Source organism: Porticoccus litoralis (assembly GCF_030676955.1).
GTDB classification, from domain to species: domain Bacteria; phylum Pseudomonadota; class Gammaproteobacteria; order Pseudomonadales; family Porticoccaceae; genus Porticoccus; species Porticoccus litoralis.
Genome location: NZ_JAUUUU010000001.1, coordinates 334,325 through 357,770, shown reverse-complemented (window position 1 = coordinate 357,770; position 23,446 = coordinate 334,325). Strand labels below are relative to the sequence as shown.

22 protein-coding genes and 3 tRNA genes are annotated in these 23,446 nt (G+C 51.8%); 14 read left to right on the top strand and 11 right to left on the bottom strand.

Features of this window, described 5'->3' with window-relative positions; all coding sequences use genetic code 11:
- The first annotated feature begins 6 nt into the window (after positions 1-6).
- The 7 genes from pheT to Q8A57_RS01790 all read left to right on the top strand — a co-directional run bounded on the left by pheT (position 7) and on the right by Q8A57_RS01790 (position 6,823).
- Complete coding sequence (pheT, locus tag Q8A57_RS01820) at positions 7-2,391, top strand: phenylalanine--tRNA ligase subunit beta (RefSeq protein WP_305169212.1); 2,385 nt, start codon at positions 7-9, stop codon at positions 2,389-2,391.
- A 5-nt stretch (positions 2,392-2,396) separates the two neighbouring features.
- Positions 2,397-2,699, top strand: a complete 303-nt coding sequence (gene ihfA, locus Q8A57_RS01815) for an integration host factor subunit alpha (RefSeq protein WP_305169211.1) — start codon at positions 2,397-2,399, stop codon at positions 2,697-2,699.
- Entirely contained in the window at positions 2,680-3,036 is a 357-nt protein-coding gene (locus Q8A57_RS01810) for a MerR family transcriptional regulator (RefSeq protein ID WP_305169210.1), read from the top strand. Before ihfA ends, Q8A57_RS01810 begins: the two co-directional genes overlap by 20 nt.
- Positions 3,037-3,101: 65 nt before the next feature.
- A tRNA-Pro gene (locus tag Q8A57_RS01805) sits at positions 3,102-3,178 on the top strand.
- Positions 3,179-3,489: 311 nt separating this feature from the next.
- On the top strand, positions 3,490-4,425 hold the full coding sequence (gene galU / locus Q8A57_RS01800) for a UTP--glucose-1-phosphate uridylyltransferase GalU (RefSeq protein ID WP_305169209.1): 936 nt from the start codon (positions 3,490-3,492) through the stop codon (positions 4,423-4,425).
- Between the two features lie 51 nt (positions 4,426-4,476).
- A complete protein-coding gene (locus Q8A57_RS01795) occupies positions 4,477-5,829 on the top strand; it encodes a phosphohexomutase domain-containing protein (protein WP_305169208.1) in 1,353 nt (450 codons plus the stop codon).
- 70 nt (positions 5,830-5,899) lie between these two features.
- Positions 5,900-6,823 carry a TIGR01777 family oxidoreductase gene (locus Q8A57_RS01790; protein ID WP_305169207.1) on the top strand — a complete coding sequence of 308 codons (924 nt, stop codon included), beginning with the start codon at positions 5,900-5,902 and terminating at the stop codon, positions 6,821-6,823.
- Here Q8A57_RS01790 and thpR read toward each other — a convergent pair.
- Both thpR and queD read right to left on the bottom strand, forming a co-directional pair.
- On the bottom strand, positions 6,820-7,347 hold the full coding sequence (gene thpR, locus Q8A57_RS01785) for an RNA 2',3'-cyclic phosphodiesterase (protein ID WP_305169206.1): 528 nt from the start codon (positions 7,345-7,347) through the stop codon (positions 6,820-6,822). The two genes, Q8A57_RS01790 and thpR, sit on opposite strands and share 4 nt — an antisense overlap.
- Positions 7,348-7,352: 5 nt before the next feature.
- Entirely contained in the window at positions 7,353-7,709 is a 357-nt protein-coding gene (queD, locus tag Q8A57_RS01780) for a 6-carboxytetrahydropterin synthase QueD (RefSeq protein ID WP_305169205.1), read from the bottom strand.
- Positions 7,710-7,833: 124 nt separating this feature from the next.
- Between queD and Q8A57_RS01775 the strand changes: the two genes are divergently transcribed.
- Together Q8A57_RS01775 and Q8A57_RS01770 are read left to right on the top strand one after the other, a co-directional pair.
- A tRNA-Val gene (locus Q8A57_RS01775) sits at positions 7,834-7,909 on the top strand.
- A 19-nt stretch (positions 7,910-7,928) separates the two neighbouring features.
- A tRNA-Asp gene (locus Q8A57_RS01770) sits at positions 7,929-8,005 on the top strand.
- Between the two features lie 256 nt (positions 8,006-8,261).
- Here the strand turns inward: Q8A57_RS01770 and Q8A57_RS01765 are convergent.
- The 3 genes from Q8A57_RS01765 to Q8A57_RS01755 form a co-directional block, all read right to left on the bottom strand.
- Positions 8,262-9,926 (bottom strand): hypothetical protein, encoded by a 1,665-nt coding sequence (locus Q8A57_RS01765; RefSeq protein WP_305169204.1) that lies wholly within the window; start codon positions 9,924-9,926, stop codon positions 8,262-8,264.
- A gap of 130 nt (positions 9,927-10,056) precedes the next feature.
- Positions 10,057-11,109, bottom strand: coding sequence for a lipopolysaccharide heptosyltransferase I (gene waaC / locus Q8A57_RS01760; RefSeq protein WP_305169203.1), 1,053 nt, complete (start codon positions 11,107-11,109; stop codon positions 10,057-10,059).
- Between the two features lie 116 nt (positions 11,110-11,225).
- Positions 11,226-11,837: a 2OG-Fe(II) oxygenase gene (locus Q8A57_RS01755; RefSeq protein WP_305169202.1), complete on the bottom strand. Its 612-nt coding sequence runs from the start codon at positions 11,835-11,837 to the stop codon at positions 11,226-11,228.
- 232 nt (positions 11,838-12,069) lie between these two features.
- On the opposite strand from Q8A57_RS01755, the gene Q8A57_RS01750 reads away from it, so the two are divergent.
- From Q8A57_RS01750 to Q8A57_RS01740, 3 genes are read left to right on the top strand one after another with little or no spacing between them, the layout of a single operon-like run.
- The gene (locus Q8A57_RS01750) at positions 12,070-12,915 is read left to right on the top strand and encodes an ion transporter (RefSeq protein ID WP_305169201.1); all 846 of its coding nucleotides are present in this window, start codon (positions 12,070-12,072) and stop codon (positions 12,913-12,915) included.
- 3 nt (positions 12,916-12,918) lie between these two features.
- Positions 12,919-14,394 carry a cardiolipin synthase gene (cls, locus tag Q8A57_RS01745; protein ID WP_305169200.1) on the top strand — a complete coding sequence of 492 codons (1,476 nt, stop codon included), beginning with the start codon at positions 12,919-12,921 and terminating at the stop codon, positions 14,392-14,394.
- Between the two features lie 54 nt (positions 14,395-14,448).
- Positions 14,449-14,760, top strand: coding sequence for a hypothetical protein (locus Q8A57_RS01740; protein ID WP_305169199.1), 312 nt, complete (start codon positions 14,449-14,451; stop codon positions 14,758-14,760).
- A gap of 14 nt (positions 14,761-14,774) precedes the next feature.
- Here the strand turns inward: Q8A57_RS01740 and Q8A57_RS01735 are convergent, their stop codons facing one another.
- Positions 14,775-14,981 carry a CopG family transcriptional regulator gene (locus tag Q8A57_RS01735; protein WP_305169198.1) on the bottom strand — a complete coding sequence of 69 codons (207 nt, stop codon included), beginning with the start codon at positions 14,979-14,981 and terminating at the stop codon, positions 14,775-14,777.
- Between the two features lie 126 nt (positions 14,982-15,107).
- Here Q8A57_RS01735 and dauA point away from each other — a divergent pair, with 126 nt between their 5' ends.
- Complete coding sequence (dauA, locus tag Q8A57_RS01730) at positions 15,108-16,841, top strand: C4-dicarboxylic acid transporter DauA (RefSeq protein WP_305169197.1); 1,734 nt, start codon at positions 15,108-15,110, stop codon at positions 16,839-16,841.
- Here the strand turns inward: dauA and Q8A57_RS01725 are convergent.
- The 5 genes from Q8A57_RS01725 to Q8A57_RS01705 all read right to left on the bottom strand — a co-directional run bounded on the left by Q8A57_RS01725 (position 16,836) and on the right by Q8A57_RS01705 (position 22,807).
- Positions 16,836-18,584, bottom strand: coding sequence for a sugar phosphorylase (locus tag Q8A57_RS01725; protein WP_305169196.1), 1,749 nt, complete (start codon positions 18,582-18,584; stop codon positions 16,836-16,838). The genes dauA and Q8A57_RS01725 overlap by 6 nt on opposite strands.
- Before the next feature lie 8 nt (positions 18,585-18,592).
- Positions 18,593-19,819 (bottom strand): glycosyltransferase family protein, encoded by a 1,227-nt coding sequence (locus Q8A57_RS01720; protein WP_305169195.1) that lies wholly within the window; start codon positions 19,817-19,819, stop codon positions 18,593-18,595.
- A gap of 16 nt (positions 19,820-19,835) precedes the next feature.
- Entirely contained in the window at positions 19,836-20,630 is a 795-nt protein-coding gene (locus Q8A57_RS01715) for an HAD-IIB family hydrolase (RefSeq protein ID WP_305169194.1), read from the bottom strand.
- Positions 20,631-20,726: 96 nt separating this feature from the next.
- Positions 20,727-21,575 (bottom strand): ATP-binding protein, encoded by an 849-nt coding sequence (locus Q8A57_RS01710; protein WP_439651640.1) that lies wholly within the window; start codon positions 21,573-21,575, stop codon positions 20,727-20,729.
- Positions 21,576-22,081: 506 nt separating this feature from the next.
- Positions 22,082-22,807 (bottom strand): response regulator, encoded by a 726-nt coding sequence (locus Q8A57_RS01705; protein ID WP_305169192.1) that lies wholly within the window; start codon positions 22,805-22,807, stop codon positions 22,082-22,084.
- A 183-nt stretch (positions 22,808-22,990) separates the two neighbouring features.
- Here Q8A57_RS01705 and Q8A57_RS01700 point away from each other — a divergent pair, with 183 nt between their 5' ends.
- Positions 22,991-23,434, top strand: coding sequence for a Rap1a/Tai family immunity protein (locus Q8A57_RS01700; protein ID WP_305169191.1), 444 nt, complete (start codon positions 22,991-22,993; stop codon positions 23,432-23,434).
- Positions 23,435-23,446: the final 12 nt, after the last annotated feature.

The window sequence follows — 23,446 nt, the reverse complement described above, 5'->3', positions numbered from 1 at the left end:
TGACCAATGAAATTCAGTGAATCCTGGTTGCGGGAATGGGTTAACCCGGCGATTGAAACCACAGAGCTGGTGGCCCAATTAACCATGGCCGGCCTTGAAGTGGATGCGGTCGAACCGGTGGCGCCACCGTTCAGTGGCGTGGTGGTCGGGGAAATTATTGCCGTTGAGCCTCACCCCAATGCTGACAAACTGAGAGTCTGTCAGGTGGCCGGTGGACCTGATGGCGAGGTGCAGGTTGTTTGCGGTGCCCCCAATGCCCGAGCTGGGTTGAAAATTCCTTTTGCTACAGTCGGCGCTCAGTTGCCTAACGACATGAAAATTCGCAAGGCCAAGCTGCGTGATGTGGAATCGTTTGGCATGCTCTGCGGAGAAGATGAGCTGGGACTGGGTGACAATGGTGAGGGTTTGTTTGAATTGCCTGCTGGCGCTCCAGTGGGTGCTGATTTGCGCGGTTATCTTGGCCTCAACGATCAGCTGATCGAAGTGGATTTGACGCCAAATCGCGGCGACTGTCTGAGTCTGCGCGGTCTGGCCCGTGAGACAGGTGTATTGAATTCACACCCTGTCACGTCCCCTGATCTGACTCCGGTGTCTGCATCCATCGAGGATGTATTACCCGTTGAGCTCCAGGCGCCTTCGTCCTGCCCCCGTTATGCCGGGCGTGTTATTCGCGGCATCAACATCAAGGCTGAATCCCCGCTGTGGCTGCAGGAAAAATTGCGTCGAAGTGGCCTGCGCAGTATTGACCCTGTGGTGGATGTCACTAACTACGTGATGCTGGAACTGGGCCAGCCAATGCATGCTTTCGATCTGTCCACGCTACAGGGCGGCATCGTGGTGCGTATGGCGGAACAGGGAGAAAAGCTTAAATTGCTTGACGGCTCCGAGGCCACACTGAACAGCGATACGCTGTTAATTTCTGACCGCGAAAAACCCCTGGCAATCGCTGGCATCATGGGTGGCGAAGATTCATCGGTGAATTCGGAAACCGTGGATATCTTTCTAGAAAGTGCTTACTTTGACCCGATCGCGATTGCCGGTCGCCCTAGAAATTACGGGTTACACACGGACTCCTCGCATCGCTTTGAACGTGGCGTGGATCCGCAGTTACAAGCTGCGGCCATTGAGCGGGCAACGGCCCTGTTAGTTGATATTGTCGGTGGTCAGCCTGGTCCCGTTGTTTCAGAAGCATCGCCAGCTCATCTGCCCGCAACCCCAGAGGTAGTGCTAACAAGTGCCAAGTTGAAGCAGCAGCTTGCCCTCGATCTGGAGGCTGGTGTGGTGCGAGAAATGCTGGAGCGTCTCGGACTGGACGTGATCGCTGAAAATGATCAGGGTTGGACATGTGTTGTGCCCAGCTGGCGTTTTGATATAGCTATTGAGATGGACCTGATTGAGGAGGTCGCTCGTATCTACGGCTACAACAGGCTGCCGACGACCACGATCAGCGCCCATTTGCCGATCGCTGGTGGTGACGAAAAAAACATCTCCCTGTCACTACTGCGTCAACAATTGACCGCGAAGGGCTACCGGGAGGCCATCAGCTATTGTTTTGTTGATCCGGAGGTGCAAAAACATCTCTCACCGGGTCAGGAGAGTGTGGTGCTGGCCAATCCCATAGCTAGTGATATGTCCGTTATGCGCACGACTCTGTGGTCGGGTTTGTTGCCTGCGGTGCGTCGCAATCTCAATCGTCAGCAGAGCCGGGTGAGAATATTTGAGACAGGTTTGCGATTTGTTCCGGACGGCGGCCAGTTACAACAACAGCCGATGATCGCCGGTGCCATTACCGGAGCGCGTCAGCCGGAACGTTGGTCAAACAGCCAAGAAAATGTGGACTTTTTTGATATCAAGGCCGATGTTGATGCTCTGTTACAGCAGGCGGGCAGTTACGGTGAGTATCGCTACGTTGTCGAAAAAAATCATCCGGCACTTCACCCTGGGCAGGCTGCAAGGATAGAGCGGGAAGGCCGTCTTGTCGGTTATGTGGGGCGGATACACCCCCGGGTGCAGAAGGGGTTGGACCTTTCCCAGCCAGTCTACGTGTTCGAACTGCTGAGCGCAGAGGTGCTCGCCGGGCAGTTGCCGGCATTCGGTGGTATCAGTAAATTCCCTGAAGTACGACGGGACCTGGCGTTGATTGTTGACCAAGATGTGTCCGCTGAAGCGCTTTCGATGGCCGTTCGTCAGAATGCTGGTAGTTATCTTATTGACTTAAAGATATTTGATGTCTATCAAGGAAAAGGTATTGAAAAAAATAGAAAAAGTGTTGGTATGGGCTTGACGTTCAGGGACAGTTCCCGCACCCTTACCGAAGAAGAAATAAATGGGGCTGTTGAAGACGTGGTTAACGCCATGAAAGAGCAGTTTTCAGCAAGCCTCAGGGGATAGGAAACATGACGGCACTGACAAAAGCTGAATTGGCAGAAATGCTTTTTGAGGATCTGGGTCTTAACAAGCGGGAAGCGAAAGAAATTGTCGAATCCTTTTTTGAAGAGATCCGCACTGCTCTGGAAAGTAACGAGCAGGTGAAATTATCCGGGTTTGGGAATTTTGAGTTGCGTGACAAAAAGACCAGGCCCGGTCGAAATCCGAAAACCGGTGAGGAAATACCCATTTCAGCGCGTCGTGTTGTGACGTTTAAACCGGGACAAAAACTGAAGGCGAGAGTGGAAAGCTATGCTGGAACCGAGCAATAACGATCAGTTGCCGCCCATCCCCGGCAAGCGCTATTTCACGATTGGTGAAGTCAGCGACCTCTGTGATGTCAAACCCCATGTTCTTCGTTACTGGGAGCAGGAGTTTCCAAATCTCAGTCCGGTAAAACGTCGGGGAAACCGTCGTTACTACCAGCGTCAGGATGTTATTCTGATTCGTCAGATTCGCTCGTTGCTCTATGATCAGGGCTTCACCATTGGTGGTGCCCGGCAGCGCATGAATGGTGATGATGCCCGCGTTGAAGCGACTCAGGTGCGCCAGTTGATTGATCAGACCGTGGGTGAACTGGAAGAGCTGCTAGGCGTACTGAAAGCCTGATTTTATTCTTGAATTGTCAGGTGCATTCGGTATTATGTGCGCCTCTTTGAGCACCCATACTCATTCGGGGCGTAGCGCAGCCTGGTAGCGCACCACACTGGGGGTGTGGTGGTCGTCGGTTCAAATCCGGCCGCCCCGACCAAATTTCCTTTCTATCCTTGAGCTATTTCCGGCTTTGCACCTTAAGAAGATCGACCGGCTGCATTGTGGAGTGGCAGTTCCTCTCGGTTTTGCTTCTCAGTATATTCATTAAGAATTAAACCAGTAAAAATCATCCAATTAGATAATCTCTATTGTTGTGTGATATTCGCTGTGGTGACTGCATGGTCAACTGCTAAGTTTGCCCAAGGGTTTATAGAGGCTCTGGGTTGAATGTGATAACGTTTCCCGTAACAGATGCCCCGTAAAAACCAAGGAATTCTGTGCAAATCACTAATATGGATTTAGTCTGATATGACCTCAAACGAAGTAACCAGGGCCGTAATTCCCGTGGCCGGCCTGGGCACGCGTATGTTGCCTGCCACAAAAGCCATTCCCAAAGAAATGTTACCTGTCGTTGATAAGCCGCTCATTCAGTATGTGGTTAATGAAGCCATTGCTGCGGGTATCACGGAAATTGTTCTTGTCACTCATGCCAGTAAAAACTCCATTGAAAACCATTTTGATAGTAGTTTTGAGCTGGAAGCTCAGCTGGAAGCTCGGGTCAAACGGCAATTGTTGGATGAGGTGCGTTCTATTGTGCCTCAGGAAGTTACCGTCATTTCGGTGAGGCAGCCCTATGCCAAGGGACTTGGTGATGCCATCAGTTGTGCACGACCGGTGGTTGGTGACCAGCCTTTTGCCATTCTGTTGCCGGATGTGTTGGTGGACCAGTATCGTGCAGACCTTCATCAGGACAACCTGGCGGCCATGGTGCAGAACTATCAGTCTACGGGCTACAGCCAGATTATGGTTGAGGCTGTGCCCTGGGAGGTGGTTAACAAATACGGGGTGGTGGATTGTAAAGGCGTCGAGCTGATGGCCGGTGGTGTAGCCCGCATTATGAAAATGGTCGAAAAGCCTGATGCCAAAATAGCCCCATCCAACATGGCGGTAGTGGGCCGCTATGTGGTTTCTCCTGCAATCTGGGAATTGCTGGCTAAAACACCCACGGGCGTCGGTGGAGAAGTCCAGCTTACCGATGCACTGGAGGAACTTCTGAAACAGGAAGAAGTTGAAGCGTACCGCATTGTTGGCTGCAGCCACGATTGCGGTAGCAAGCTTGGCTACATGCAGGCCAATATTGCCTATGCACTGAGACACAAGGATATTGGTTCAGGAGTCAGAGACTACCTGAAGAGCCAGGACCACGAGGAAAACGTACTGGCCATGGAAGATTCCCGTCAGTAATTTCACAGATACAACCCGCGCAGAACCGCGGGTTTTGCACATTTGGATGTTATGAAAATCAGTTGTTTTAAAGCCTATGATATTCGGGGCAAGCTTGAGGACGAGCTCTCGACGGAAACGGTTTATCGCATTGGTAGGGCCTATGCCCGCTGGCTTCAACCCGAGACTGTAGTGGTGGGTGGAGATATTCGGACATCAAGTCCGGCATTGAAAAGTGCCCTTGCCAATGGCCTTCGAGACGAAGGGGTCGATGTGTTGGATATCGGCCTTTGCGGCACGGAAGAAATCTATTTTGCGACCGCTCACCTCAACGTATCCGGTGGCATTATGGTCACTGCCAGCCATAACCCCATCGATTACAACGGTATGAAGCTGGTTCGGGAAGGTGCTCGTCCCATTAGTGCCGATACTGGGCTCAAGGACATACAAGCATTGGCCGAGGATGGTGAATTCCCGCCGACACCCCTGGACAAAAAGGGAAGCTACCGGCGTATCAGCTGTTCTGATGACTATATCGAGCACTTGTTGGGTTACGTGAATACGCAACAATTACGGCCCCTGAAAATTGTTGTCAATGCGGGCAATGGCGCTGCCGGGCCAGTGCTGGATGCACTGGAAAACCATTTGCCCTTTGAGTTGATAAAGGTCAACCATGAGCCCGATGGCACCTTTCCTAATGGCATTCCTAACCCGCTGCTGGATGAGTGTCGGCACCACACCGGTGACATGGTGAAATCTTCTGGCGCTGATCTCGGGCTGGCCTGGGACGGGGATTTTGATCGCTGTTTTCTGTTTGATGAAACCGGTGCGTTCATTGAGGGGTATTACATTGTCGGGTTGCTGGCCGAAGCCTTTCTGCGCAAGCACCCCGGTGAGAAAATTATTCATGACCCTCGGCTGATCTGGAATACCCAGTCCATCTGCCGGGAGTTTTCCGGCGATGCGATTGAGACCAAGTGTGGCCATGCCTTTATCAAGCAGACCATGCGCGAAAAGAATGCGGTTTATGGTGGAGAAATGAGCGCCCATCACTATTTCCGAGATTTTTTCTACTGCGACAGCGGCATGATTCCCTGGTTGTTGGTTGCAGAACTGTTGTCCACAAGCGGACAGCCCCTCTCCCAGATGGTTGCCCATAGAATGTCTGAATATCCCTGTTCCGGGGAGATTAACCGCAGTGTTGATGATGCTGCTCGGCTGATGGCATCTCTTAAAGCCCGCTTCTCTGATCAGGCGGTTCAGGTGGATGAGCTGGATGGTCTCAGTATGGCCTTTGCAGATTGGCGCTTTAACCTGCGTAGCAGCAACACGGAACCGGTGGTGAGGCTGAATGTTGAGGCAACCGACTCGCAGTTGATGCAGCAAAAAACCCGCGAGTTACTGGATCTGATCGGCAGCGAATAACGTATCGGCCCTTAGCGTATTGACTAGACTGTCAAGGACGGCAGTTCAAATTCGTATTGGGAGATATGTCATGCAAGACAAAACTGTTTTGGTTACCGGCGGAAGTGGCTTTATCGGCACTCACTTCTGCCGTGCTGCCGTTAAGAAAGGTCTCAGGGTTATCGTACTGAGCCGAAACCCGGATAAAGCCCGCTCGAGCTTGCCGACTGTCACTGTCATCAGAGACCTGTCAGATATTCCCCAGGACCAACCGATCAATTTCATCGTTAACCTGGCTGGTGAGCCCTTGGTCGCCGGTCGCTGGAATGCAGCCCGCAAACAAGCCTTTTTGGACAGCCGCGTTGGCATTACTGATCAGCTCTACGATTATTTCAAGCAAGTTGAAACACCGCCTGAAGTGATGGTGAGCGGTTCTGCGGTGGGTTATTACGGCCCCCATCGGGACAAGGTGCTAGATGAGTCTGGAAAACATACCGATAGTTTCTCCCATCGACTGTGCTCGGCCTGGGAGCACAGCGCCTCCCGGTTTGAATTGCTGGGTACCCGGGTTTGTTACCTGCGCACAGGCATCGTATTGGGGGCGGGTGAAGGGGCACTCGCGCGGATGCTACCCCCTTTCCGGTTGGGGTTGGGTGGACGGTTGGGTTCCGGTACACAGTGGATGCCCTGGGTGCATATCAATGACGAGGTGGCGATTATTTTTCACTGCCTGAAACGCCGTGATCTACACGGTAGTGTGAATGCCGTGTCACCCAACCCGGTGACCAACCAGCAATTTACCCGGGCATTGGGCAAGGCATTACATCGTCCTGTCATTTTTCCAATGCCGGCGCTGGTGGCAAAAATACTGTTTGGGGAGATGGCCAGTGAGTTGTTGTTAACTGGCCAGCGAGCCGTCCCGAGAAAACTGCTGGAATCGGGTTACCACTTTCGTTTTCCCGAGTTGAGCCTTGCGCTTTCAGAGATTCTCGGCAACGGGGAGTCTGAAGCTTAACGCAAGGGCTGCGTTGCCAGGGAGTGATAAGTGACGCCTCCGTCAACAAACACAGTTTCAAATAATGCCACTGATTTAACTACCATTACGATGGCTGGAGAAATAGCGACTGAAGACCAATTTCCCCGGTGAATTTTGCCCAGAGTGATATGTGGCCTGAAATCCCGCTGCATCAACGCAAACCCCCGAGTCGTGAGTGCGCTAGCCACCAGGTGATGCAATTGTTTCAGAGGCATGCAGTCGGTCGGTAATGCCACGATATGTTGTCCCCGGTCATCTGGAAAACGCTGCATTGAATGCAGTGTTATTTCAAATACAGTGGCGTCGATCCTGTCGATGACCTCAATGGCCCTGTGGGTTTGGTCTTCTGTGTGGTGGCCGAGAAATGTCAATGTGAGATGGCGGTTTGTCGTGGGAATCCAGTGGGCATGGGGAAGAGAGACGCAGTATGGGGTCAGCTGTTTGCTGGTCTCCTCCGGTACCGGCAAGGCGATAAATAGACGTCGGTAACCGGAAGGCGCCACGGACGTTAGTCACCTCGGTAAATACAACCGGAAGTACAGGTTTCCCGAATTTCCACCTGGCTCAGCAGGGGCATTGAGGGTTTCAGTTCATGCCAGATCCAGCGGGCAATATTTTCGCTGGTGGGGTTTTCCAGCCCGGCGATCTCGTTCAGGTAGCGATGGTCGAGGCGGTCATAGAGTGGTTTGAAATAATCTTTCAGCTCTCCGAAATCCATCACCCAGCCGGTGTCTTCGCCAACCTCACCGCTGAGATAGAGTCGTACATGGTAGGAATGACCATGCAAGCGGCCACATTTATGTCCCTCCGGGACATTGGGTAAAAGATGAGCAGCTTCAAAGGTGAATTCCTTGAAAATTTCCATGATTTTTCCGGTCTGAATAGCAGGGTGCCTATGTTAATTTGCCAGTCCCGGACTGTATAGCAAATCGCACCCTGAAATGTTTGACACAGACCGATAATTCGGTAGAATGCGCGTCTCTTTCGAGGGGTGGTTAGCTCAGTTGGGAGAGCGACGGCCTTACAAGCCGTAGGTCACAGGTTCGACCCCTGTACCACCCACCAATTTATAGAAAGGTTTCGCGGACCGGTAGTTCAGCTGGTTAGAATGCCGGCCTGTCACGCCGGAGGTCGCGGGTTCGAGTCCCGTCCGGTCCGCCATTATTTAGAAAAACCGCCCAATCTGGGCGGTTTTTTTATGGAAAAAGCTTTGCCGGGACGAGAACCCGCGAAGCGGGTCGACCGATTTGCGGAGCAAATCAGGGCGCCGCAGGAACAACGGCGGGGTTTGCCCCGAGGAACCGTAGGGTGCGAGTCAGTCCCGTCCGGTCCGCCATTATTTAAAAAGCCACCCTTTGGGTGGCTTTTTTTATGCTCTTCCTTACTAGAAAACTTTGGAAAAAGTACAGATAAATACTTACTCCAGAATAAAACTGATACTGTATTCTCCACAGTAAAAGTACTCATCCTTTTCCGCTTGCAGTTGGTCATACAACCCCCGAAGCTGATCTTCAGCATCTTCTATAAACCAATCTTGGGCCCATTCTGCTGGATCGCGTTTACGTTCATCATAGGGTATCAACAGCGGTAACACGTTATCGGCTATATGGTCTTTGATGTCTGGAAGGCCTGACTCAAGAAATTCAAACCGTGCAAAATTACCCTGCACTGAACCAAATACGAACCCACATGCTCTGCCCTCTTCAACTAAGCCAACTGATAGCAGATCACCTGGAGACACTTCTACACGCTCACTGTCGTTATAGGTGGCAACATTTCCATCTGAGTCTGCTATGTGTTGTACAGATAGACTGGTTCGAGAATTGTTTACCCACAGCACAACTTCGACTTCAGTGTGATCTATCGGGGGGCCGATAGGTCGAACAGTCAGGCTGGACAATACGCCACCCCTCGGCAAAATTACGTTAGATTTCCGGATATCTGTGTAGCAGCAATCAGAACTCTCGTTGGGCTGGTTGAATAACTGCAATCCAAGACTATTGGTGTGGTTGGGGCGAATAGCAATGCCTTTGCTGAAGAAAGGTATACCGGAACCAGTCGCCTGAGACAGGTTGGTGCACTGCCATTCCCCAGATTCTTTCAGCAATACATCGCCATCCATACAGGTCTCAGGGCTAAGTGATTTGGCAACCTCTGCCTCTTTCGCAACGTCTGCCGACCGGGATTTGTCTTTTGCTTTAATATCGGCGCATACCCATGTTCCGGACTCTTTTGCCAGAATTTGTCCATCAGTGCAGATGCTGTCGGCCAGGCTGAGTGCTTCAAGAGCAGTCTCGGCTTCACCTGCACTTCCCGCTGACCCAGCGTAGGGTGCCTCGTTAGTGCAGATCCAGTTGCCATTATCGTAGGCAAGTATTTGTCCGGCGTTACAGGTAATTGACAGCTGGTCAGCGACATCTGCTTGTGCGGCAGTTTCTGCATGGCCTGCGGTCTCAGAATAAGTAGCGGTGTCTGCGTGTTCAGCCAAAGTGGCCGTATCCGCATGGCCTGCGGTCTCAGCATAGGGGGGCACTTCCGGTTCGGGGGGAAAGGTTATGACGCCAATTTTTATTGTGAGTGAATCTGCGGTGCTTCCCTCGCCCCAGGAATAAACATAAATACCGGGAATTAGCTCCATATCCGCGAAGGTTTTAGCTTCCCAGGTTGCCGTTGCAGATATGGGTGCTTCTGAATCATAGTCCGTTCGGGTATATAGACGATCCTGCCCATCCCTGGTGTCAGTCCTCACCCCGATGACAGTGCCAGAAGCAATAGGTGTTATCTGTCTATATGATGTACTAAACGCGGGTTCGTTCGCTTCGATTTGCCAATGGGTCACGGGTGACGCGCCCCCAAAAAAGATTTCTCCTGTACTGGTAGGAGAAAGCTTTTCACCGGAGATGACTCCAGCAGCTGGATTGAGAGTTGATGAACCGCTGGATGTGAGAGCGTCGAGGTTCAGGGTTCCCTCGGCAGTCGCTACCACATTACCGCTATCTTCGACGATGGTGATAGTCACGGCTGCATGCGCTGATGACATGGCCGCAATGAAGAACAATATGCCCCATGATATTGATTTCATGGCTTTTTCCCCCGAGGTGCTTTTAAGCCTAGTTTTCAGTATGGGAGAAAAAATACTTGGTGTCATTCCTGAGAGTGTTGCTGTGTTCCGATAGAGACGGAGCTAGAGCACTTTTCACAGATAGATAACACTAAAGATTTTCTTTAACTTTCAGCCATTCACGCCAGACTTTTTGCGCTGTAAATGTTTTTAGACACTGGGCCTCCGGACCTTTGTAGTGCTGATAGGTACAGGAGCGCTTGTAGCAGGGTGTGCACTCAAATCCCTGAGCGGAGAGATGCACTGAGTGTTTGCCGTAGGCACCGATCAACGCGGCATCTGTGGGCCCGTAGAGGGTCACCATAGGTACTTCCAGAGCTGCGGCTATATGAGCCAGTCCGGTATCGACACAAATGGCACCAGACGAGTGTGACAACACCGAGGCGATATCGGTTAGCGGTAGACGTGGTAAGACGGTGGCGTGATCAAAACCCTCAGCCAGAAGTTCGGCTTGTTGGCGTTCCCACTCTGCGCCCCAGGGAAGAAGGACATCAAACCCTTCTGAAGCGGCCAGTTCGATTAATTGGCGCCAGTGCTCATTGATCCAGCATTTATTGTCCCAACTGGCGTTGTGAACAAAGACCAGGTAGGGCCGATTGGGCAGTTCAACGCTCGGTGATGGCCACTCGGCATATTTCGCTCCATCGCCAGTCAACAGAAAGTCCGGCTTGGTGTCTGGCAATTCATAACCCAGAACCTGGGAAAAGAGCTGTCGCCAGCGATCAATCGCCAACTGGTTTTTGGCGATGGCATAGGTCTGATTGTAGGCAAATTGTGCGCCGAACTCCCGCACGGAAGATCTGTCCGGGCCACACTTCAAGCCTCTGGTCAGCCAGGTCACCAAAGAACTTTTTAGGTTGCTCTGGGCATCGATAACGATGTCGTACTCGACCTGTCGCAATTCTCTGGTAAAGCGGGTTAACTCGCCACCAAAAAAGAAATTGAAGAGGTTTTTACGCCAGCGTCTGTGAGCTGTTTTTATGGTGTTGCGAACCGTGGGGTGCCAGGTGGGAATTTCGGCAAAGGCTTCATCCACTGCCCAGTCAAATTGAATGCCGGGGATTGCCCGCTGGGCATCGGTGAGGGCGGGCAGTGCCTGCACGAGGTCGCCCATGGAGCTTAATTTTACGATGAGTACTTGCATCAATGATCAACTGTGTTCAGCTTGCCATACTGAAAGCTGTAGGTGTTAAGGCGCTTCATCTGTCGGGTGTTGTGGTGTGGGAAGCATTGCATAACCCGGAGTAACGATACTGGTGGTTATGAAAAGATTTTTTTCAGCTTGGCGCTCAAGCCATGAAAGAAATTATGTTTTCCCAATGCGGCTTTACTCACAAGATAATTCATCTGGATAGAGCGGCGTTCGCCCACCACTGGCTTATGACCGTGCCAACAGTTGTCTGTCACCTTAAATGCCATCATGGTGCCAGCCTTTGGGGCAATTTCCTCAACGTAATCTTCGATATCGGTCCCGTTGCGCAAAACGCGCAAATAGCCGCCTTCATTGGCCCAATCTTCATTAAAGTAAAACAGTACGGTAATGATTTTGGTTTTGGAGTCGGTGTGAATGCGGCCATCTTTCTTACGCATGACACCTCTCACTGTGAACATGGTGGGTGAGTCGGATAAATCCACATCAAATTTGGCTTCAATGGCAGACCTGAACTGATCGCTGTTGAGCTCGTTGATCAGTGCCTCGAAACCAGGGCCACTCTCGACTTCCGCGACGGGTATGCTGCCGGGGTGCTGTATCACCGGAAAATCTGACAAGACCTTCTGCAACGTCCCTTCTTCGAAAGCGTCCGTTAGTACCAGGTAAGGGTAAGGGTCGTTTTTCAGAGTTGTTTCTTGCAGGGCAGAATATCTAAGCATATCAGGATGATAAATCCGGTCAGTGGCGGGTATGCAATGCTAGCATAATCGGGAGATAGCACCCAAGCAGGCAGAACCATCTGACTGATACAAATCAAGGTTTGAGGTTGAGCCTTCCTTTAGGTAGTGGAGCCTGTTTTACTACTCAAATAGCGTTGGTTTTATTAGCATGGGCTTCACGGGGTTTTCGGCCATCTATAATCGAACATAATCAGGGAGATGGATCGCACCAATGAATTATCAACAACTGCGTGAAAAGCTTTACCAGATCATTTTTGGCACAGATACACCCCTGGGGCAGCGTTTTGATATTTTTCTAATCTATGCCATTTTGATCAGTGTGCTGGCGGTTATTCTGACCACTGTAGATGCCTTGAATAGCCGGTATTCCACCACCTTTTTCGTGATTGAATGGTTTTTTACCGGGCTTTTCACCATTGAATACGCACTGCGTATATTCTGTTCCCCCAACAGGCCGAAATACCTGTTTAGTTTCTACGGCATCATTGATCTGGTCTCTATTATCCCGTCCTATCTGGCGTTGATGATTACTGGTGCCCATTACCTGATGATTATTCGTCTGGTGAGGGTGTTGCGCATTTTCCGGGTACTGAAGTTGGTGCGTTACCTGTCCGAAGCCGATGTGTTGATGCGTTCTCTACACCAGGCAAGGCGTAAGATTTTTGTGTTCTTCAGTGCAGTACTGGTACTTAGTACGTTGTTCGGCTGTCTGATGTATGTCGTGGAGGGCCCTGACAACGGTTTTAGCAGCATCCCCATCAGTATTTACTGGACCATTGTGACGATTACCACCGTGGGCTATGGAGATATTACGCCGCATACCGTAATCGGCCAGTTAATCTCAACCCTGGCGATGCTGACCGGTTACTCCATAATTGCCATTCCCACCGGGATTATCACCGCAGAACTTGCCAACGAAATACAGCGCGAGAAGTCCCTCTATCCCTGTCCTAATTGTGTCAAGGCCGGCCATGACCGCGATGCAATTCATTGCAAATGGTGTGGCGCGAGCCTAGGTACATTGGAAGAACGCCACCCGCCCACAAAGGAACTCTAGCCAGTGAATCACTGGTACCTGGACGCAGTGCAGAGACTTTCCTCTGGTCTGGAGCAGTTATCGGAGTTCTGGTTGTTGCTGTATGTGCTGATGGAGATCATCGGCATTATCTTTGCGCTTGAATCTATTTTTAAATCTCGAACTTCCCAGGGGGCAATCGCCTGGGCACTAGGCCTGGTCTTCCTGCCTCCACTGGTGGTGCCCATATATCTGTTGTTCGGGCAACGGCGCTTTTATGGCTACGTTGAAGCGCGGCGCAAGGGAGATCTGGAGATCCAGCGTATCGCCCAACGACTTTTGGCAGAAATGACCCAGCACTTCAGTTTGCCAGGTGAATTGCCCGCGGGTATGCAACTGCTGGAAAAGCTGGCCCTGATGCCATTTACCCAGGGAAATCAAGTGAGTCTGCTGATTAACGGAGACCGCATTTTCAGTGAAATTTTTGCTGCTATCGACCGGGCGGAAAATTACATTCTGGTGCAATTTTATATTGTTCGAGATGATCAGCTGGGTAGAAAACTTCTCGAGCGGCTAGCTAAAAAGGCACAGCAGGGAGTCAGGGTTTATTTTCTGTACGATGCCATCGGCAGTTTTAGTCTTACCCGCCGTTTTTTGCGGCAATGTCGCAAATCCGGCATTGATATTCAGTCATTCCACACCTGGCGTTGGTTCCGGCGACGCCGCTTTCAGGTCAATTTTCGCAATCATCGCAAGATCGTTGTGGTGGATGGACATGAAGCCTATGTGGGGGGCGCGAATATTGGTGATGAGTATTGCAATGCCCATCGCCACCTATCTCCCTGGCGCGATACACACCTGAAACTGGAAGGTCCTGCAGTGCAGGGCGTTCAACTGTCTTTTATGGAAGATTGGCACTGGGCCACCGGGGATGTGCCGGCAATGAACTGGCACCCGGCCGGGGTTGATGGTGACAAACGGGTATTAGTGTTACCCACCGGGCCTGCTGATCTCCAGGAGTCCTGCCAACTGATGTTCCTGCATGCGATTAACAGCGCCAATCAGCGCCTGTGGATTGTCAGCCCTTATTTCGTGCCTGATGAATCTATCATCAAGGCCCTCAAACTGGCTGTGCTCCGGGGGGTAGATGTGAAAGTGATGCTGCCCGGCATAACGGACAACCGCGTGGTGCAGTTATCGTCCTATGCGGTGCTTATGAGCCTGCGGTTTTCTGGCGTAAAGGCTTACCAGTATCGTGAGGGTTTTTTACACCAGAAGGTTGTGTTGGTAGATGATGATCGTGCGTATGTGGGTACAGCCAATTTTGACAACCGCTCCTTCCAATTAAATTTTGAAATCACCGTCATGATCAGAGACAAGGTTTTTGCGGGGCAGGTTGAACAGATGCTGGAAAACGACTTTCTTTGTTGCGAGGAATTGAGTGCCTCTGAACTGGAGCAGCGCAGCCTGCTGTTCAGGGCGACGGTGAAGCTTGCACAATTATTTTCACCAATTCAGTAGTTGTGCAAAAAATAGAGTACGATAGCGACTCTGCAAATTTGGATGGAAAATCCTATGTCACTGTTCTCGGAACTGTTAGGCGATTGCTCCCCGTACATCTTTAATCTGGTTTACGATATCGATGTTCGGATGCTGTTTATTGAGTGCCTGGATGATCCATCTGATGAAGAACCGTCGCTGCGTATCGTGTTTCCCGAGGTGACAGCGTACGCGGAGAGTAATCAGGCAGATGCGATGGATGATGAACTGATGGATGACCTGGTGAGTATCGACTGGACCAATGAAAACCAGGTGACGATCTTGACGTGTAAAAAGGAAATTGTGATTGATATGACCGGAGCCCCGTTTACCGAAGAAATCGAGTAATCCCCGGCAGGTCGTTATTCCGGGGTTTCTTCGTTCTCTTCGTCCTCCGGCCCAAACACTTCTTCACGCCAGTTGGGGCCTACATTATGCTCAATGTATTCACGGATGAGCTGACGAACCTTCTGGGAAGGTGTAACATCCTCTTTCGAGCAAAGCCTTTCAAAGGTTGCTTTCTTCTTCGGATCGATCAGTAACGTCAATCGGGCTGTACGGTTTTCCATAGGTGTGATCCACCGGTATCATTATTCTGTATGTTAATTAAGTTAACATTCTTCTGACAGGGTGTGATCGTAATTTGTCTGCGTGTTAATCTCAACCCTTAATTTCATCCAAGCAGCGTAATCAAAATGGCTCATCGAGCACACCTGTTTTCCCTTAAGCTTGGTCATGGCTTGCGCACTGCGCTGGCGACTGAAACTTACACAAAAAACCGCTTGCTCAGTGATGCCATGGCTGGCATCACTGTGGGTATCATCGCGATTCCCTTGGCGATGGCATTGGCCATTGCCAGTGGGGTTGCCCCTCAGTACGGTCTCTACACTGCCATTATAGCTGGCCTGCTTATCCCCTTGGCCGGCGGTTCCCGTTACAGTGTTTCCGGCCCCACGGCAGCATTTGTGGTCATTCTTTATCCTGTCGCACAGCGGTATGGATTGTCCGGGCTGTTGGTGGCCACGGTCCTTGCTGGCTGCATGATGGTGATTATGGCCTTGTTGCGCCTGGGACGCTATATCGAATATATCCCCGAGTCAGTGACTCTGGGTTTTACTGGGGGGATTGCGGTAGTCATTGCCACCCTGCAGTTAAAGGATTTGTTAGGACTGCAGGGCATTGTTATGCCCTCTCACTTTACCGACAAGGTTGTGGCGTTGTTTCGCGCTGCATCGGAATTCTCGTCCTGGGCCGTTGTGGTGGGATCGCTGACGCTGGCAGTCATGTTGCTCTGGCCTCGCCTGAAAACCCAGGTGCCGCCGCATTTGCCGGCGGTAGTGGTCGGGGGAACGGCGGCTTATTTGCCCAGCGCTCAGGGTGCAGAAATCGCCACTATTGGCTCCACGTTTCATTATGTGCTGGCGGATGGTGTTGTCGGCCAGGGCATTCCAGCGGCATTGCCGGATTTCCAGTGGCCCTGGTTGCGCAATCAGCCCGGTGAATCGGTCTTGAAATGGGATTGGCGCGTGGCTCAGGATCTGCTCACAGCAGGATTTGCCATTGCCATGTTGGGGGCAATTGAGTCCCTACTGTGTGCGGTGGTGCTGGACCGCGCTACCGGGACAAAACACAGCGCGAACAGCGAGTTGCTGGGGCAAGGTCTTGGCAACATCGTCGCGCCTTTTTTCGGCGGTATTACCGCAACCGCAGCCATTGCACGCTCTGCTGCCAACTTGCGTGCGGGGGCGAAAACACCGATTGCAGCAGTGATCCATGCCCTGGTCGTATTATCGGCATTGCTCTTTCTGGCACCGCTGTTGGCCTATCTGCCCATGGCCAGTATGGCGGCTTTGCTGGTGGTGGTGGCTTGGAAGATGAGTGAGGCGCCCCGTATTGTGCACTTGCTGAAAACGGCGCCGCGCAGTGATATTGCCGTGTTTCTGGTGTGTTTCTCCCTGACAGTGTTGTTCGACATGGTGATTGCGATATCCACGGGGATCGTGCTGGCATCTCTGCTGTTCATGAAAGAGATCGCGGAGATGACCAAAGTGACTGATATAAGCCGCAATAGCAAAGTGGTGGATCGAGCAATTCCTGAGAGCTGGTCGGTTTTGAAAATAAATGGCCCGTTATTCTTTGCGGCGGCCGAGCGCCTGTTTGCCGAATTGGCACAGCAGTGTACTGATCGCGAGGGCGTGGTGTTATATCTCGACGGTGTATCGATTCTCGATTCAGGTGGTGTTGCAGAATTGTATAAATTTCTGGAGAGCTGTCGGGCAGAAGGCACTGTGGTGTACTTGGCGGATCTGCAATTTCAGCCGATGAAAACCCTTTCCAGGGCAGGTTTTAGCCCGGACGGTGTGCACTGTCGGGTTTTCCCCACGCTGGCAGAGGCCTTGGCTACTATGCCGGATGGCACAACGCTATAACAGTGCAACGAGCCAGATGGTCTGATAGGGCTGTAGTAGAAATCTTGCCTCTGTATCGCCGCTGTCAATTTCCAGCCCACTGATCAGGTCACGCCAGTGTCCGCTCGGAGTGAGATTGATGTCGGTAACGATAATGTCCATGGGTTGGTCAGTGATATTGCTGATTGAGTAAATACTCTGTTGTGCGTCGTGGTTTTCCCGCCAGAAAGCAAAAATCCCATCACCCAGGTGCAACACAGTCTGCTGAGCATTGGGGTGGAAGGCAGGTTGTTTGCGGCGAATAGCGATCAGCCGTTTCAATGACTGGTAAATCCGGGTGTGATGACTGTCTGTAGAAAGCAGTTCGAGCAATTCGTCCGCTTCCCAGTTGTGGCGATTGATCGCCCGGTTGTTATTAGTGTTTTTTAGTTTTTCGTAGTCGTTACCGGTGGCCAGCAAGCTGTGAATATAGAAAGCCGGTATGCCTTCCAGAGCAAGCATAATGGCGTGAGCACAGATAAAACGTTGCTCCTGCCACTGGTCGGGTCCGTGGGTGAGCGTTCCCTTTAGGGCGTCAAACAGACTGATGTTGATTTCATAGGGTCGGTTGACGTTATTTGCCAGGGCCCGCCAGGAAATATATCCACCAAAGTCTTCCATGGCACTGATCAGCTCATCGATTTCACTGTCTTCCAGTAGACCTTCGGCCGGCCTTAAGCCGATGCCATCGTGGGAGGCAATAAAATTCAGGTACGCCGTGCCGGGGATGGCCTGGGGCATGCTCATGATCCAGGTTTTCAGGTACTGGCAGTTACCGCTGACGAGGGTATGCAGCAGCAGAGGTGGTAACGAAAAGTTGTAGATCATGTGGGCTTCGTTGGCGTTACCGAAATAGGTCAGGTTCTCCCGCACCGGAATATTGGTCTCGGTAATGATGATGGCATCCGGTGAATGGTGCTCGATCAGTGTTCTCAGTAGGCGGACAATTTCATGGGTCTGCGGCAGGTTGATGCAGCTGGTGCCCAACTCCTTCCACAGAAAGGCGATGGCATCCAGTCGGAAAATCTTCACCCCGAAATCGAGGTAAAGCCGGATAATACGGGTGAATTCCAGCAGCACTTCAGTGTTGGCAAAATTCAGGTCGGGCTGGTCGTGGCTGAAGGTGCACCAGATATGTTCTGTTCCCTCCGGTGTATGGACCTCTCTCAACAGCGGGCTGGTACGGGGGCGAACCACTTCGGAAAGATCCAGCTCAGGGGACACGCTGATAAAATAGTCCTTGCCCGGTGCTTCCCCTTGCCGCAGTTGTTCAAACCAGCGACTTCTGGCGGAACAGTGGTTGATCACCAGGTCAGACATCAGTTTGAAGCCGTTTGATATCCGCTGAATATCGCTCCACTCGCCAAATAGATCCCCAACCTGGGTATATTCCATCACGGCAAAACCGTCGTCGGAACTGTAGGGAAAAAACGGCAGGATATGAACAATACTGATGCAGTCACTCAGTTGTTCGGAGAGAAATCGGTGCAGGGTTTGCAACGGTTTTTCACCTTCCCTGATCAGACTGTTGCCGTAGGTGATGACGGCGATATCGCTTTCATCCCAGTAGCTCTTGTGGGGCTCCGGCATCTCAATGTGTTCATCCAGGCCCATGGCAGAAAGTAACTGATGGGCCAGATCGTTATTGTCCAGGTGGTCGTAGACCTGGTCGAGATGGTTAACCACCCGGCCATGCAGCTCGGTGTAACTCCCCGGTGGATTCATACTCGCATTTACCTCTTGCTGAACTCTTCCATATCCAGGGATACCTCGCGCACGAAATCTTCGGGCAGATCTGGCAGGGCGCTGCAGACACGAGTCCAGCTGGGTATGAACGGTGTTTCCATGGGGTTTTCCAGGAAATGCAGTCCTGCTTTCATGATGTTCTCTGCAAACAGTTCTACTGCCAACTCCTCGGCATGAATATCAAGGCTCAGGCCATTCATAACAGCGTCATTGTGGAAGGTTTCGATCAGATCCAGGGCGATGCGGTAATAGGTGGCCTTGATAGTGCGGAAAGTTTCCACCGAGAACACCACGCCGTTGGTTGCCAGCTTGCGATACATGGCCTTGCTGATGTCGATGGACATTTTTGACAGGCCGCTGCTGGCATCTGCGGCAGACAGATCCTGATGCTTGTGATCGTAGTGGTCGGCAATGTCCACCTGGCAGATGCGGTTGGTGGAATAGTTGCGTTTCATTTCCGACAGTATTCCCACTTCCAGCCCCCAGTCACTGGGTATGCGGATATCGTTGATGACATCGGTCCGCAGCGAGAACTCCCCGGCCAGCGGGTAGCGGAAGCTGTCCAGGTACTCGATAAATTCATCGCCACCAAATACTTTTTTCAGTGCCCGCAACAAGGGGGTGACCAGTAGCCGACAGACCCGGCCATTAATGGTGCCGTTGGCGATTCTTGAGTAATAGCCCTTGCAGAACTGGTAGTTGAAATTGGGGTTGGCAACCGGGTAGATCAGTCGTGCCAGCAGTTCGCGGTTGTAGGTAAGAATATCGCAGTCGTGAAGTGCGACCGATTTGAACTTGCCAGATGCCATCACGTAACCCAGGCAGAACCAGACATTGCGGCCTTTGCCCAGTTCTGATGGCTCCAGGTTTTCCCCCTGGAGTTGGGCGTCGATGGCCTGCAGCCTGGGGCCGTCGTTCCATAACACTTTATGTGGCTGTGGCAAGCGGGAGAAAAATTCCAGTGCATGCCTGTACTGACTTTCGTCGGCGCGATCCAGCCCGATCACAATTTCAGACAGGTAGGGCACCTTGGCCAGTTCATCGACGATGTTGGAAAGCGCAGGCCCCTCCAGCTCCGAATAAAGACAGGGCAGCACCAGTGCCATGGGCCTGGTTCGAGAAAATTTGAGGAGCTCTGCTTCAATGTCATCAATACTGCGGTGGGAAAGGTTGTGGAGGGTGGTCACTACGCCGTTCTGGTAAAAATCGCCCATAATCGTTTATCGCCTTTTATATCATTCGGTGTTCTTCAAAAAAGTTACAGATACATTCGTTCCAACCCGCTGGTCCGAAACGTTCACTGATTTTCAACTGATCTATTTCTGCGGCCGGTGGTGAATGTACCGGGGAGCGGATCATGAAAGGGTGTTCTGCCATGGCCAGCATTTGCAGGTCATTGTCGCTGTCGCCAAGGGCAATGATTTCAACGGGTTGCCCCAGCTGTTCCAGAAAGTAATTCCGCAACCACTGTATTGCCTTACCCTTGTCGGTGTGACCCGAAACATGCACAAAGCGACCGCCGCGAACAACCTGCAGTTCATGCTGTCCCAGCGCTTCGGTAAACTGTTGCAGGGCGGTTTCTGTATCTTCCCACAACAGGGGTTCTGTAAAGTCCCGTTGCTGCGCCCGGACACACGCCTGCTCGGACAACCCAGTACAGGCCTGAAGTTGTTCAATATCCATATCGCTGAAACCGGTAAAGGCCAGATTCATTTCTTGCCGGAGCTTGGCTAGCAGAGGCAGAAAGTCTTGCCGCGGTTTGCCCATGGGAATAAGCCGGTAATCGGGACCTTCCGGCAAATAGACGCCTCCACCATTTTCCGCAATAAAAGGCTGGTGATTGTGTAGGGTTTTCCTGATGGCAATGATCTCGGCGGCGGTTTTGCTGCTGTTGAGAATTAGGGGAATTTGGTGGTCTGCCAGCAGGGCAAGGGCGGGTTGTGCCGCATCAAACTGGTAGCTGTGGTGATCCAGTAAGGTGCCATCCAAGTCGGAAATGACGATCAACTGCTTATCGCTGTTCATGGTTCCATTGTTATATAGCCAGGCGCTCAGGTCCAATCGGAAACAGGCTGAGTTGACATGAAGACAGGTAACCCGGCTGCACCGGGGCTATTTTTCCTAACCGGACTGTAATGGCAGGCGGATGTCTACTTGTAATCCGCCGGTTTTACGATTGGAGAGTGTCAGCATGCCCCCCATGCTGGTAATAATGTTCTGTGTAATTGATAGCCCCAGTCCGACACCCCCTGTCCCCGGGTTGCGGGATTGTTCCAGACGATAGAATGGCTGCACCACGGCCTGGATTTGATCCTCGGGAATACCCGGGCCCGAATCGGTGATGGAAACCACGAAGTACTCGTCCTCGCACTTCAATTCCAGATGCGCTGACCCCGTGTACTTAATGGAATTGTCGATGACATTTTGCAGTCCCCTGCGCAACACACTGGCCCGGCAAAGCATGGAGACCGGTCCGCAGCAACTTTCGTCGCTGATTTGAAAGCCCTCGTCGCGGAGATCGTCACAGAGGCTTTCTATCAGGGCTGTGATATTGATCATCCTGACGGGCTCATTGGATTCATAACCACGGACGTAGGCCAGCACAGATTCAATCATCTGTTTCATGTCGCTGACTACTCGCATCAACCCATTGCGCTCCTGGTCGTTACTGAGCATTTCTGCGCGCAGTTGCAGGCGAGTCGCCGCTGAACGAAGGTCGTGTGAAATGGCGGCCAGCATCTCAGTTTGGCCGTGCACCAACCGTGACAGACGATTTTGCATACGATTGAAAGCGTGGGCGGCGCGGGCCACTTCCGGGGGGCCTTTTTCATCCATGGGTGGGCTGTCAAGGTTGACGCCAATGGTATCGGCGGCCTTGGCCAGGCGTTCCAGTGGTGCAGTGGCCTTGTTGATGAGGAACCAGGCCAGCAATAAGGCTAGCAGTGCGACCAGCAGAAAATAGGGCAGCATTCTGTCGGTCAGCAGCGAACCTCCCTCGGGCAGAACGGCATGAAAAATGATTTCTTCACTGTCTGGGAAGTTCACAAAGATCAGTACGTCAAAGCCTCGGGTGTGGAGCTCTTTCAGGGCAAATTGTGGCAGCTCAAGGCTGCGCACGCAGAGTTGTGCATCGAGTCCGGGAATGTCCCGAAAGGACAGGTTGATACGCTCGGACATAAGTTGTGAAAACTCGTTTTCCTGGCAGGCGGCCTGATCGATAGAGACCACACTGGGAAACGTTGCCAGAAACTGTGTTTCAGCAGCGGCCAGAATCTCTTCCCGATCTGGTTGGGGAAAACTGTTGGCCAGATTGACAATACCGACGATGCGGTCGGCCATATCTGTAGCCTCGGTTAGCAAAATGTTGCGTTCCCGGTTCTGCTCATACAACCAGAGGGTGGCAGCTTGAAAAAGCATAAAGACAGCACACAGAATTAGCATGGCTCGGGCTTTGAGTGAAAGCGAGAGAAAATGGATCACGACTTCTCAACAGTGCAGGTAAAGATATAGCCAGTGCCCCAGGCCGTTTTGATGATTTCCGGGTTTTTTCCATTATCTCCAAGTTTGCGCCGCAGGCGGCTGACATGGATGTCGATGCTGCGGTCAAAAGGTGCGCTATTGCGCCCTTTTGTCAGATCCAGTAGTCGATCACGGGATAGCGGCACGCCAGGATTCTGAACAAATGCGAGCAGTAGGGCTGTTTCACTGGTCGATAGTGGCGTTGCGATGGATTGTTCGTCGTAGATTTCCATATGTGCTGGTACAAAGCGCCAGCTGGCAAAATGGAGGGTATTGGCAGCCTGGGCAGGCTCACTGCGTGTGCGGCGCAGTACAGCCTTGATTCTTGCGATCAATTCACGCCCCCCGAATGGCTTGACGATATAGTCGTCCGCGCCAAGCTCAAGACCCACCACCCGATCAATTTCTCCATCCTTGGCGGTCAGCATGATGATGGGCGGCATGTCCGGATCCATACGAAGCTGTCGGCACAATTCGAAGCCATCGCGCTTGGGTAACATCACATCCAGCAATATCAGGTCAGGCTTGTGTTCAGCCAGGTGGGCCATCATGTCATCCCCGTCGGCTGCGACGGTTGCTCCGTATCCTTCGGACATCAATAACTTGGAAACCAGTTCCCGTATATCCTCGTTATCGTCGACGATCAGGATGTTGGGTGAGGCCGAGAGACTGTTTGTGTTCATTGCTTGAGCTGACTGTATCCGTTGTCGTTATTGTCAATTACAGCAGGGGCTTTTGATACCTTACACCAGAAAACCAGGCCGTACACAACAGGGATGTGGTGAAACACTTTTTTACATTTTTGTCATACTTTTCTGTGGCTAGGGTGAGAAAGTAACTTTAAAACTATAACAAGTGGTGATCCTGTGCTGACTGTACTGAAAACCATAACTGCGCGTGGTTGTGTCGCTCTTATTCTGACAGGCCTGTTGATATACAAGGGGCATGCGGCGGAAGCCGTGTCGGCCGAGATGTTGCTGTCGTCCTGCAAAAATGCCGCTCATCAAACGGCTGCAGAAGCGAAACAGATCTGCCATGGCTACATCCGAGGGTATCTGGACGCTATTGCCGATCTGACACTGGAACAGCAGGCAGATGAATCCTTCCAGCAGCGGGCGCTTAAAACCCGTGCCAGGGGGCAAATGATGCAGGATGGTGCGATGTATCGCAGTCCATACTGTTTGCCTGCAGGCCTCTCGGTCAGTGATGTTGTAAAAAAACTTGAACAGGAAAAGGCCTCAATCGGGGCCAATGCCCCGGCGGCAGAATTGTTGTCGAGCGCATTAAGGAAACACTTTACCTGTCCCTGAGGACGGTATTTC